This window comes from Carnobacterium inhibens subsp. inhibens DSM 13024 (genome assembly GCF_000746825.1).
GTDB classification, from domain to species: domain Bacteria; phylum Bacillota; class Bacilli; order Lactobacillales; family Carnobacteriaceae; genus Carnobacterium_B; species Carnobacterium_B inhibens.
In genome coordinates this window covers 416,502-429,153 of record NZ_JQIV01000006.1, presented here as the reverse complement: position 1 = coordinate 429,153, position 12,652 = coordinate 416,502, and the positions used below count along the sequence as shown (strand labels likewise).

11 protein-coding genes are annotated in these 12,652 nt (G+C 37.0%); 2 read left to right on the top strand and 9 right to left on the bottom strand.

Translation table 11 applies throughout. From position 1 onward, the window contains the following. Positions 1–248: 248 nt before the first annotated feature. From BR65_RS03165 to BR65_RS03130, 9 genes are all read right to left on the bottom strand, one after another. Positions 249–1,568, bottom strand: a complete 1,320-nt coding sequence (locus tag BR65_RS03165; RefSeq protein WP_034536674.1) for an IS1380 family transposase — start codon at positions 1,566–1,568, stop codon at positions 249–251. A 942-nt stretch (positions 1,569–2,510) separates the two neighbouring features. After that, positions 2,511–2,867: an MmcQ/YjbR family DNA-binding protein gene (locus BR65_RS03160; RefSeq protein WP_034536672.1), complete on the bottom strand. Its 357-nt coding sequence runs from the start codon at positions 2,865–2,867 to the stop codon at positions 2,511–2,513. Between the two features lie 485 nt (positions 2,868–3,352). Beyond that, a complete protein-coding gene (locus BR65_RS03155) occupies positions 3,353–3,775 on the bottom strand; it encodes a hypothetical protein (protein WP_034536671.1) in 423 nt (140 codons plus the stop codon). A 26-nt stretch (positions 3,776–3,801) separates the two neighbouring features. After that, positions 3,802–3,933: a hypothetical protein gene (locus BR65_RS14145; RefSeq protein WP_280512908.1), complete on the bottom strand. Its 132-nt coding sequence runs from the start codon at positions 3,931–3,933 to the stop codon at positions 3,802–3,804. 104 nt (positions 3,934–4,037) lie between these two features. Beyond that, positions 4,038–4,214, bottom strand: a complete 177-nt coding sequence (locus BR65_RS13940; protein ID WP_169741890.1) for a hypothetical protein — start codon at positions 4,212–4,214, stop codon at positions 4,038–4,040. A 505-nt stretch (positions 4,215–4,719) separates the two neighbouring features. Then, complete coding sequence (locus BR65_RS03145; protein WP_023177941.1) at positions 4,720–5,745, bottom strand: LacI family DNA-binding transcriptional regulator; 1,026 nt, start codon at positions 5,743–5,745, stop codon at positions 4,720–4,722. A 37-nt stretch (positions 5,746–5,782) separates the two neighbouring features. After that, on the bottom strand, positions 5,783–6,808 hold the full coding sequence (locus tag BR65_RS03140) for an aldose epimerase family protein (RefSeq protein ID WP_244877142.1): 1,026 nt from the start codon (positions 6,806–6,808) through the stop codon (positions 5,783–5,785). Continuing rightward, entirely contained in the window at positions 6,777–7,448 is a 672-nt protein-coding gene (gene pgmB / locus BR65_RS03135; protein WP_023177938.1) for a beta-phosphoglucomutase, read from the bottom strand. The genes BR65_RS03140 and pgmB overlap by 32 nt, the downstream gene beginning before the upstream one ends. Before the next feature lie 22 nt (positions 7,449–7,470). Continuing rightward, entirely contained in the window at positions 7,471–9,756 is a 2,286-nt protein-coding gene (locus BR65_RS03130) for a glycoside hydrolase family 65 protein (RefSeq protein ID WP_034536666.1), read from the bottom strand. A 294-nt stretch (positions 9,757–10,050) separates the two neighbouring features. Between BR65_RS03130 and BR65_RS03125 the strand changes: the two genes are divergently transcribed. Continuing rightward, on the top strand, positions 10,051–11,712 hold the full coding sequence (locus tag BR65_RS03125; RefSeq protein WP_034536664.1) for a PTS transporter subunit IIBC: 1,662 nt from the start codon (positions 10,051–10,053) through the stop codon (positions 11,710–11,712). 3 nt (positions 11,713–11,715) lie between these two features. Continuing rightward, on the top strand, positions 11,716–12,537 hold the full coding sequence (locus BR65_RS03120) for an endonuclease/exonuclease/phosphatase family protein (RefSeq protein WP_023177933.1): 822 nt from the start codon (positions 11,716–11,718) through the stop codon (positions 12,535–12,537). Positions 12,538–12,652 lie beyond the last annotated feature (115 nt).

The following is a 12,652-nucleotide window of genomic DNA, read 5'->3' as shown; positions in this document are numbered from 1 at the left end:
TCACGTTTCTTATCAGAAATAAAATTTCCTAAAAAGAATATAACTCCTGAATAATTCATAGACCTAATTTTTTTTGGAAAATAACGTTTATACATCGATTTGAGTTGAATTTTCTTTTTTTCAACCAGTTTGTACTTTCGAAAACAGATTTCCTTTTGGTTTTTTAACGAAGATAGGGAATCTGGAGCCGTTTTTGGGCGCACGAATCCCTTAGTGATTCCATGTCTTTTTAAAAGCTGATTGCTGTTTTACGCTTGCCAACTGAGTTGCTGGATTTTGTCCAGTGACTGATAAAACAAGTCTTGATAGACATGGGAGGAGCTCATCCGTAAAAGCAATCTACGGCCACTGCGGACCAATTTACCCGCCACCTTGAACAGGCGGAGCCGCAATGTGTCGACTTGGAATGTCGCTTCCTTTTCAGGTAGACAGATGGTCTTCATGAAGTTGACCAGGTTGTAAGCCAACAGGCTTACCATCATCCGCGCATGATTTTCCAAGAAGCTTGAGCTATCCGTCTTGTCGAAATAGAACCCATTTTTCGCTTCCTTGATGAAGTTCTCCATGGTGCCACGTTTATGGTAAATCTGGAAGATGGTTTTCGCGGATAATTCATCGTGAAGATTAGTGACTACGTACTCGTGACTGAACACCAGATGATTCGCTTCCCGAGTCGATTTGATACAGATTCGACGTTTTTGAGACCAGCTATTGGCTTGATAGAACGCGGAATAGTAGTGGACTTCCCTTTCCTCCCAGGGATGGTCGTCCCCAACCAGGACAAAGGATTCAGCTAGTTTTTCCACGACTTTATTTGATTTCAGGCGGATGGCATAGAAACTTCCGTTGCATTCACACGTATCATAGACCTCGGGCGTCGCAAAGCCGCTGTCTCCCCGGACCAAAATATCAGTGCTGGGAAGGACTTGACGGTAATGTGTGAGCATCGGTGCCAGAAAATCTTTTACACCTTTTGACGTATACACATTGCCAGAACGAAGTTCTGCTTTCAGAAAGTCTCCTGTGAGGCCATCGAAGGCCACCAACGGATGATAGCCCTGTGTGCCATAATGGGCATTGTAATCAGTCTTTTCTTGGTTCCCGAACGTATCCGAATGTGTGGAATCTAAATCGATGATCATTTGGGTATTATTCCGTTCTATGCGGACCTTGTCCAGCATAGCTTGGTTCAGTTCCTGGAACTGTGCAATGTTCTCCTCGCTGATCCGATCCCAGAAGCGGGATAGCGAGGCCTGGGAGGCAATAGCTTCCTTATCCAAAACCAACCGAAAAATGGGATCTTCCTTCAAGAGATTGGCGGACGAATCCGCGGAATATCCGGCAATCAACTGGAAGAGCAGCTGTTCGAGCAAGGAGATGCTGTCATGGGTCCAATAAATACGGTCCTCTTTGAAGTGGAGGAATTGCTTCGCGAACGAATAAAATCCAAGCGAATCCATGAATTCCTTCACCAAGATGAGACCGGCATCCGACGAAAGATTACCACCGGTGTTTGACACCACCATTTTAGAGTTGAATTTTACGTGTTTTTCCTGTAATGTAGCCATTGAGAGAACCCCAATCTGCTATGGTTTAGTTTAGTCACTTTAACCATAGCAGATTGGGGTTCTTTTTGTACACCCAAAGGGTGCGGAAAAAGAAAAGAAGAACCGCGCGTTAATAGGCTTTTAATAGAGTTTCAGAAATTCTATGAATTATTCAGGTAACTACTGTTAATATAATTAATTTGAAAATATTTTCCTTAGAATCTTTTAAAAAATATAGAAAGGAATTTTTTACTAATTTCACACCAAAAAATTGGAACTAATTCCTAACAAAAAACTACTACGTAATGATTTTGAACATTGATTTTGAATACAGTGGTAATGGTAAAACTAATAGTAACAATAAATAAAAAATGATTATAATTTTTATTCGGCTTCTGTATATAATTTAAGTAACCGTTAAAATATAAAAAAAAGGAACCTTATTTTTATAAGGTTCTTGATATACGTTTTAAGCAGTTCAGCGTTTTTACAAAATTTTGACGTACCTAAATAAGTACGTTTTAATAAACGGAATTAAAAGAAGGTATAACTTATGTCGATCGTAAACCCTAGCCCAGATCAACTACAAAAGACCTAAGACATTTAAAAGGAGCTCATTTAGATCACGAATTTAAAGATTTAATGGAAGTAATAAAAAAGAACCCTTTTCAAAATCCACCGCCTTATGATAAGTTAGTTTGAAATTTAAAAGACAAGTATTCACGCCGTTAAAATATCCAGCATCGGGTAGTTTACTCTGCTGATACTGACGCAAAAAAAGCCATCATGTGGTCTGCTTGGACACATGATGACAGATAAAAACTTATTTTTTTCAAAGTAAGTTTCTATCTTTTTTATCTAAAATAATGAGACAAAAAGCTCTGGTCAAAAATGGTCCTTAATACAGAACTTTATGAAATTGCATGTGTCGCTTTCTTATATTGCTTTTACGAAGTTAAGTGGTTATTTTGTCATTTTATAACTTGTACCAATCAAACTATATATTTCTTCATCCGAAACAGTTCCGTTTAAAATAACCGTTAACCAGTGTTCCTTATTCATATGGTATGCACGGGAAAATCCTTCTCGTGATGACAAAGGCGCAACCATTTCAGGTTCACACTTTATGTCTAATATATCAATAACTTCATCGCCTTCTAAGCCAACTTTATTTTTAGGCACATTCATGATAATCGCATACCATTTTTCATTATGCTTATGTCGTAACACTTCATAACTTGGATATTTATCCCACAAATGCTCTGAAATAGTTTTATAGATTTCTTCTGCATATCTTAAAACATCTGAACGATTGACCATACAATTACCTCCCACAAATTTAATTATGTACTATATCTCAGTTTGACAAAATGGAAAAGTATTCAATAAATTTTAACATAGAAAAACCAATCAACCTCTGCACAAATAATCCCTATACTGACCCCAAAATGTTAGATTTTTGATCTAGCATTTGGGTTCATTATTCTTTTCTTACGTCGTATAATATTAAAAACAGGAATAATCCAAGTACTAAACTACCCAAATTAAGTAAACCGTAATCAAATGAATTCAGCATACTAATCTCCTTTTATCGCTTTTTATTATGTAATTGCTTATAAAAACAGTATAAATTTTTATTATAATTCAAGAAAAAAACAAGCCCTAAATTTAATTTTATATATATGTCCATCTTTAAACCAAAAGTAACTACCATATTCAGCAGTTGGTTTAATTTTTTTATCCATGAAAATTACCAGTTTGAGAATCTACTGTAACATAAGGCATCTCGCCAGTATCAATTTCATTTATATAACACCATACAATCCGTCTCCTAGATCCTCATATTTCTTAACCGTAACATTGTAAGATTCTTTAAGTTCTTTTTCAAAAATAATTTTCCAATTCGGTTGAAGATCTTTTCTTTTATTTTCTATAGAACTAGTAGTTGTATCACTAAATTCTGATATACTAGTGGATTCTGTTGGATTAACCGATGAGCTGTTTACTTCAGTATTACTATCCGCTGTATTATCTAATTCGGAATTTATATCTGTTTCAAGTGAGTTACTTGCTTCTCTAGCAGAGAAAGTTCCTGTTGAGATGCTGTTAGGGTTATCACTAGCTTCTGATGGGTTATTGGATAAGGTGTTATTATTGCCAATTAAGTAAAAAATACATCCTACTGCACATCCTATAAAAAAAATAATTAAACTCTTTCTAGTTTTCATTTTAAAACCTCCCATGAATTAGGCTTTCACACTTTTAAAAGAGTATTTTGTATGTCATCGTCTTCTTTAGTTAAAACTGCAAATCTTTGCGAAGCAGGGTCTAAATAAACTTTCAGTTTTTCTGAAATATAAAACTTATAATCAAAAAATTCAAACATAATTTTTTCTCCTAGTTCAATTATTAAATACGTTAATTTACATAATTTCTTGTATTAATTTTAATGTTAACTACTATGATTCATACGTTTTAAAATAATAACAATCAATTTTTAGTTTGATCGTTATTATTTTTTTTTACAGCCATTTCCCAAATTCTAATTACATTAACAATAATTATTAGCGGCAAAAAATAAAGGGTTTGTTTAGCAGAAGGAATAATAAATAAGAATACTATTCCAATAAGAATAGCTATTATTATGGATATTTTTGTTATTTTCATTGTTATACCCCCTTATGCTTACTCAATCTATTAAATAACCTAGAATAGATGTACCAATTAAAACAAATACCAAAAAAGTATAAAATACCTGGAATCCACAATAAGCTACCATCACGTTTGACATATGCGGCATACAAAAATCCAAGGAAGATTAGCATTGCAATTGCAAACAAATGAACTAGTATTTTCATTGTTTTCATATTGATTTTCTCCTATTCCCTTTTAAAATAATTTAAGCAGATCTTATTATTTTAGTTAGTGAAAAAAATACCGGATATAATACTTACGAATACTATTATCTCTTATTTTAATTGAAAAGTAACGCACCATTTGATTTACATCTAGCAACCATTGGTTTACATTTAGTGCACGCACGACTTTATCCAATTTTATATATTGTAATTGAATTTTTTACCATGTCAATATCACTTACTGAAAAAGAGAGGAGATCCTATTAAAAAAATCTCTCACACTCCTTTTCAACAAAGGAGTGTAGGAGATTTTTCTAGTTGTCGTTTCTTATACAAGACTGTCGTTCAATGATTTGATGAGGCAAAATGATTTTGACTGCTAACGTTTGTTTACCTACCATCAATTCAATCAATTGATAGACGGTCTGAGAAGTTAATGAATCTGTATGCAGATCGATTGAGGTCAATTCTGGTCGGGATTTTTCAGCAAAAATCGAATTGTTGAATCCGATGATCGAAACATCTGTTGGTATTTTCAAACCAAATCCACTAAGTAAATAACTCATATTCAAAGCAATCAAATCATCACTGGCAACGATGCCCGTTGGAAAATCATTGTTCCCAAAAAGCTGCTCCATTTTTCTTCGATAAGCTGCTTCGGGGAGAGTGACATCCAGAATCAAATCTTGGTCTACTTGAATTCCAGCATCTTCTAAAGCTTGCGTGTAGCCTTTTAAACGCTCTCGAATCACCATTTGATGGGCATCTTCCCCTATGAACGCAATTTTTTTATGTCCCAATTGCAACAAATAATTTGCAGCATCTTTTCCAGCAATAACATTGTCATTGTCTACATAAAGCATCTCATTTTCGTATTTATACGGTTTTCCGATCATAGCATAAGGCACTTTCTCTTGATGCAGGTATTCAATGATCGGATCGTCTTTCTTGGAATACAAGACGATAAACCCATCAACACGACCACCTTCAGCCATCGTTTGGATACTTTCCAGCAACTCTGCTTCTGTAGTTCCAGAAGCAAGCGACACCATATATTTCTTTTCGTTGCACGCTTTGCTGATTCCACGAATCATACTGAGGAAAAAGGTGTTTTGAAAACCTTGCCCTTGAGATACTGGTAAAATGACTCCAATCGTTTGAGTAGCCTGATTAACCAACCCGCGTGCCGTTAAATTTGGACGGTATCCGATTTCTTTCATCACACGCCGAACATTTTGTTTTGTTTTTTCACTTATACTGGGAGAATCTTGGATGGTACGCGATACAGTTGAAGTGGCTACTCCAGCTTTTTTGGCTACATCTTTGATTGTGACTGACATCTACGCACATCCTTTCTGCCTTCATTTTAAGCTATACCTATTGAGTTGTAAACATGTACTTTGTCCAATAACGATAGGTCTTTTCGGGTTCGATGACAATAGTGCGAAACTCAGGATGATTTATTGCATCAGGTAATTCTTGTGTTTCCAATGCTATTCCTCGATGACTGCTCATTTTCTCACCATCCACCAAGTAATCTTCTTCCATACCCGTCGTTGAAAAAACCACTACCGCTTCTCGGTCGGTTTCCACCACTAAAGTACGGCCATTGTCTGGATCATGAAGTTGAATCGTTTTACCTCCTGTTAATTTGAAGGGTGTATCAAATCCTTCAGGCCGTTCTTTGATCGCTGTTGTCATTTTTTTAGCCCTTCTAAAATCGAAAGCTGTATTCGCAACCGGCAGTAAGCACCCGGTCGGTAATTTAGACTCATTCGTTTCCGCATAATTTTGTGCATCCATTTGAAGCGTATGGTTCAATATGTCTCGTTTTGTGTGTCCGCTCAAATTAAAATACGTATGATTGGTCGGGTTAAACAGTGTTTTTTGGTCCGATTCGGCAGTAACTAGCATCTCCCAAACATTATCATTAGTCCAGTAATAAGTCACCGTCACATTGAGATTACCTGGATATCCATTGTCTCCGTCTGGACTGACCAACAAAAAAGCAACACCGATTTTATCTTGTTCTTTCACCACTCGACTTTCCCAAACACGTTGACTGAAGGTATGATTTCCGCCATGAATATGGTGTTGTCCTTCGTTTTTAGTTAGTTGATAATCAGACCATGCACCATCAGCGATACGCCCTGCTACTCTTCCGACAAAAGCACCAAAATAAGGCGAATCATTTACATAATTTTCAAACTGTTTAAAGCCAAGCACAACATTTTCTATTTTTCCAAACTGATCAGGCACTTCGATCCCTGTTACTACTGCTCCATAATCGATACAACGAAAAACAGCATGGTGATCATTGGTAAGGACGTATTCAAAAACTTCTTGTTCTTCATACCAACCGTAATGTTGTTTACGCGCGTCCAACAGTATCACTCCATACATCTTCTAATAATCCTGCTGTCAAATCAGCAGTACTTGGTACAACTTTTGTAGCTTTGCCTAGATTCTTAGCTTCACCAACACCAATGGAAACCATATTGGCAGCATTGATAGAATCCACACCAGCAGCCGCATCTTCTACGCCCACACATTCGCTCACAGCAACACCTAGTTGTTGAGCACCAGTCACAAAAATTTCCGGATCTGGTTTGCCCGCTTTTAATTTGGCTGGATCAACAATTTCATTAAAGTAGTCGTTAATTTGTAATTTATCTAAGATCACAGGTCCGTTTTGACTAGCAGAAGCTAGCCCGATCAAGGTATCCTTTGCTTTTAGTTCGTCTAGCAAGTTTTTGATCCCGGGTAACAAATCCGCTGGAGACATTTTTTCAATCAATGTTTTGTACAGATCATTTTTTTCAGTAGCCATAGCTGTTTTTTCTGCTTCTGTATAAGCATTTTGTTTGTTCCCTTTTTCTAAGATAAGGTTCAATGAGTCTGTCCGGCTAACACCTTTTAATTGTTCATTGAACTCTTCGTCGATGTCGATACCAATCTTAGTTCCTAATGCTTTCCATGCTTCATAGTGGTAAACAGCTGTATCTGTGATAACACCGTCTAAATCAAATAGTACTGCTTTCATACTTTATCTTCCTCTCTGTTTGTTAGTTAGTAGCTTTTTTGGGTGTTTTAGTTGTAGAAGTATAAACATCGTTCAATACGATTGATTCATCATAAACAGATAATTCCAATGCTTCGCCTTCAAGCAACACGATCGATACTTCTTCACTTGTTACAGAGATCTTCAGTAAACGTCCGCGGTAGTTGATATGGAAAGCATAATTTGTCCAGTTTTCTGGCAAATAAGGTCTAAACGATAACTGTCCGTTAACGGTCTGCATACCGGCAAATCCTTGAACAATCGTCAACCAACTGCCTGTCATAGATGTGATGTGCAATCCATCTTCTGTGTCATTATTGTAGTTGTCCAAATCTAAACGAGCCGTGCGAGCATAAAACTCTACTGCTTTGTCCATTTTACCGATATCAGCTGCTAAAATCGCATGAATACTTGGAGACAAACTAGATTCATGTACCGTCATCGGTTCGTAAAAGTCGAAATTGCGTTCAATTTCTTCTATCGAGTACATTTCCTTAAAGAAGTAGATTCCTTGTAAGACATCTGCCTGTTTGATAAATGGCGAACGTAGAATTTTATCCCATGACCATTTTTGGTTCAATGGTAGATCAGATGGATCCAATTCAGAAACTGGACGCAATTCTTTGTCTAGGAAGGTATCGTGTTGAACAAAAACTTGCTCTTCTTCATCATAAGGATAGTACATTTTCTCAATGATTTCTTGCCATTTTGTGGTCTCTTGATCTGTTACTTGTAAACACTCTTTTTTATCTGCTGACAACAGCAAAGATTCTAAAGTATACTTCAATGTCCAAACTGCTAACTTATTTGTATACCAGTTGTTATTGACATTATTTTCGTATTCATTCGGACCGGTCACACCATGCATCATATATTGGTCTTTTCTGCGGTTGTAATGTACGCGGTCTGCCCAGAAACGGCTGATGCCCACTAGAACATCCAATCCTTTTTCTTTTAGGTAGCTTTCGTCGCCTGTGTAGTTTGTATAGTTGTAAATGGCATAAGCCATCGCACCATTCCGGTGGATCTCTTCAAAAGTGATTTCCCATTCATTGTGGCACTCCACTCCTGTGAAAGTCACCATTGGATATAAAGCACCTTTCAACCCTTGCTGTCTTGCATTGTGTTCTGCTTGAGGTAATTGATTGTGACGATACGTCAATAGGTTTTCCGTTACTTTTGGATCCGCCAATGCTAAGTATAACGGCACAGCATAAGCTTCGGTATCCCAATAGGTTGCTCCACCATATTTTTCACCCGTAAAGCCTTTAGGTCCAATGTTCAAACGAGTATCCTCGCCATAATAAGTAGAGAACAATTGGAATAAGTTGAAACGAATACCTTGTTGAGCTGCAGGATCGCCGCCAATTTCAATATCGGCCTTTTTCCACCGTTCCAACCAAAGAGATTCATGACGCATCCGCAATTCTTCAAATGATAATTGATTAACTAGTTCACTGATCGTCTGACTTTGCTTCTCCACATCTGTTTTGCTGTAATCACGTGAAGTCGTTAATACAATACGTTTTTCAATGACTGCTTTTTCTCCAACTGTTAAGATTCCAGTGTATGTTTCTGTTACTTTCATCTCAGACACTTCATCAGATGTTTTCTCAACGTTTATAACGCGGTTCGACATCACAGCGCCTACTGTAAACTGTTCAATTCCAAAATCATTTGCTTTTGTTTCGATCACTAAACGATTCGTTCCTTGAGAAACTGGAAGCCAAAATTGTTCGTCGTAATTCGAATCTTCATTGGTCACATTCCCATCAAGAGCTGGGATCAATTCTACTTTCACTTCATCTGATAGACTAGTAACTTCCATTTTTATGGCACACAGTTCTTTTTGATCCAAGCTGACAAATCGCTCTATAACAACTTGCACTTCTTTACCGGCTTTTTCTACTACGTAACTTCTTCTCAAAATTCCGTGTTGCATGTCCAATTCCATTTCAAAATCAGATACCTTATCCGTATACAAATCAACTTTTGCTCCATCGATCAATAGATCTAATTGAATAAAGTTCATTGTGTTGATCACCTTACCAAAGTATTCTGGATAACCGTTTTTCCACCATCCGACACGTGTTTTGTCTGGATACCAAACGCCTCCAATATAACTACCTTGATGATGGTCACCTGAATATGTTTCTTCAAAGTTACCACGCATCCCCATATAACCATTTCCAATACTCGTTAAACTTTCTTGTAAGCGACGTTCCTCTTTGTTCAATTCAGTTGTTTTAACTTTCCATTCATCTATTTCAAATAATCTTGTATGTGACACTTTTTTTCCTCCTGACGCAGGGATTGCGTAAAAATATCTTAGTGCAATTCCTGCTTTCTTTATTAGCTAACGCAAGTTTAAACGCAAACGATTGCATTGTCAATTTGAAATGGTTTATTTCTCTGTCTCCAAGAAATCATTAGTAAAAAAAGCTTGATATAAAGGAGTTTCTGAAAAATGTTACCGATAACAATTTTTCGAACACTAAAAACGCTTGCAATTTTTTAAAGCAAGCCGTATATTTAAAGCAATCGTTTGCATAAACGAATTTAGATTCATAAGGAGGATTTAAAAATGAAAAAACTTTTTTCATTTGATTTTTGGCAGAAACTAGGTAAAGCGTTAATGGTCGTTGTGGCTGTTATGCCTGCTGCCGGATTAATGATTAGTATTGGAAAAATGATTGCCATGTTCAGCGGGGATATCACTCTTGTGTTGACCATTGGTAGTGTGATGGAAAATCTAGGTTGGGCTGTTATTAGCAATCTACATATCTTGTTTGCGGTTGCTATTGGTGGTTCTTGGGCTAAAGAACGTGCCGGTGGAGCCTTCGCTGCTCTTTTAGCTTTTATCTTAATTAATATGACTTCAGGTGCTGTCTTCGGAGTAACCTCAGATATGTTAGTAACTGAAGGCGCTACAACATCCACTCTATTCGGACAAGTAATCCCTGTAGATGGTTACTTCACTTCTGTTCTAGGCTCACCTGCTTTGAATATGGGTGTATTCGTCGGAATTATTTCTGGATTTGTGGGAGCGGTTATTTTTAACAAGTATTATAACTACCGCAAATTACCGGAAGCCCTTTCTTTCTTTAATGGAAAGCGTTTTGTACCTTTCGTAGTTATTTTATGGTCTGTAATTATTTCAGTAGGATTGGCTCTTGTATGGCCGGTCATTCAAACAGGAATCAACAACTTTGGGCAATGGATCGCAACTTCTAGCGAAACTGCACCCGTATTCGCACCATTTATTTATGGAACATTAGAACGTCTATTGCTTCCATTTGGTTTACACCATATGTTGACGATTCCAATAAACTATACTGCTCTTGGTGGTACTTATACTGTCTTAACAGGCTCTGGTGCTGGTGGACAAGTATTCGGACAAGATCCATTATGGTTAGCTTGGGTCAGCGACTTAGTGAACTTGAAAAACGCTGGCGATACTGCTGCTTACAATGAATTATTGACTTCTATTACTCCTGCTCGTTTCAAAGTTGGACAGATGATTGGTGCAGCAGGTACTTTATTAGGTATTGCATTTGCTATGTATCGTCGTACAGATAAAGACAAACGTTCAAAATACAAATCAATGTTTCTATCTGCTGGTATAGCTGTTTTCTTAACTGGTGTTACTGAACCTCTTGAATTTATGTTTATGTTTGCTGCTCCTGCTTTATACGGAGTATATGCTGTTCTTCAAGGAATTTCATTTGCGCTGGCAGATGTGATTGCTTTACGTGTTCACTCATTCGGTACCCTTGAATTCTTGACGCGTATTCCGATGTCTATCAATGCCGGATTAGTCTGGGATGTTGTCAACTTTATTATCTCTTGTGTGGTCTTCTTCTTCTTAGCTTACTTTATTTCTTACTGGATGATCGGCAAATTCAAAATTGCTACTCCAGGTCGTTTAGGTAATTATATTGAAGAAAGTGCTACCGAAGATGGTGTTGCAACTGAAGGAATTCCTGCAGTTGCAATGAGTACTGCAGATGCACAAGTTAATGGGATTATCGAAGCTTTAGGTGGAAGAGAAAACATTTCGGATGTAGATGCTTGTATGACACGCTTGCGTGTAACGGTTAAAGATCCTGAGGCAGTTAAAGACGAATCTGCTTGGAAAAGACTTGGCGCTTTAGGATTAGTAAAAAAAGGAACTGGTATTCAAGCGATTTATGGACCAAAAGCTGATGTTTTAAAATCAGATATCAATGATGTATTAGGAGTGTAATTTTTGAAATTTTTAACGTTAAACACACACAGTTGGATGGAAGAGGATCCTTTAATAAAATTGAACAACTTATGTGATGCGATTACTCGCTATTCATTTGATGTGATTGCACTGCAAGAAGTCAATCAACTTATGACTTCTCCTATAGTAGATCAATCATTATTGATTACTTTTTCACCTACGAACAATGAGCACCCTATCAAAGAAGATAACTTCGCATTCTTGTTGCAACAAGAACTGCAGAAGAATGGATTGGAGTACTACTGGACGTGGGAACCTTCACATATCGGTTATGATCGGTATGATGAAGGTGTGGCTGTTTTGAGTTTGAAGCCTATTCAAGAAACTCGCTCTTTCTTCGCTTCCGAAAATACGGCTTATACTGACTATAAGAGCCGAAAAGTTATTGGCATCAAATCAGAAAATCAGTGGTTCTTTAACTTGCATTTGGGTTGGTGGCAAGATGAACACGATTCTTTTCCAGGTCAATGGGAAAAATGCACTGCACTTTTCGATACTTTAAAAGGACCAATTTTTTTATTGGGTGATTTCAATAACCCAGCTCATATCAGACACGAAGGTTATGAACTAGTCACACAAAATTGGTTCGATACCTATCATTTAGCAGAACAAAAAGACAACGGTTTGACAGTTGCAGAGGCTATCGATGGATGGGCAGAAAATCAAAGTGGGTTAAGGATCGATTATATTTTTGCCAATCAACCGGTAAAAACAACTTCTTCTCAAGTGATTTTTAATAACATCAATGAACCGATCGTTTCTGATCACTTTGGCGTTGTCGTCGAAATAGCGTCGTATACTTAAAAAGTGTTTCGTTGAATAACTATAAAAAAGACTGACTCAATATTCGAGTATTCCTCGATTTTTGAATCAGTCTTTTTTTAATTGTTCATGTGGAGTCAGCTTAATTTTCTCTGGA

Bases quoted from the DNA above. Each gene is read 5' to 3' on its own strand.
- BR65_RS03165 (WP_034536674.1), bottom strand. From the start codon at position 1,568: ATGGCTACATTACAGGAAAAACACGTAAAATTCAACTCTAAAATGGTG.
- BR65_RS03160 (WP_034536672.1), bottom strand. From the start codon at position 2,867: ATGGTCAATCGTTCAGATGTTTTAAGATATGCAGAAGAAATCTATAAA.
- BR65_RS03155 (WP_034536671.1), bottom strand. From the start codon at position 3,775: ATGAAAACTAGAAAGAGTTTAATTATTTTTTTTATAGGATGTGCAGTA.
- BR65_RS14145 (WP_280512908.1), bottom strand. From the start codon at position 3,933: ATGTTTGAATTTTTTGATTATAAGTTTTATATTTCAGAAAAACTGAAA.
- BR65_RS13940 (WP_169741890.1), bottom strand. From the start codon at position 4,214: ATGAAAATAACAAAAATATCCATAATAATAGCTATTCTTATTGGAATA.
- BR65_RS03145 (WP_023177941.1), bottom strand. From the start codon at position 5,745: ATGTCAGTCACAATCAAAGATGTAGCCAAAAAAGCTGGAGTAGCCACT.
- BR65_RS03140 (WP_244877142.1), bottom strand. From the start codon at position 6,808: ATGTATGGAGTGATACTGTTGGACGCGCGTAAACAACATTACGGTTGG.
- pgmB (WP_023177938.1), bottom strand. From the start codon at position 7,448: ATGAAAGCAGTACTATTTGATTTAGACGGTGTTATCACAGATACAGCT.
- BR65_RS03125 (WP_034536664.1), top strand. From the start codon at position 10,051: ATGAAAAAACTTTTTTCATTTGATTTTTGGCAGAAACTAGGTAAAGCG.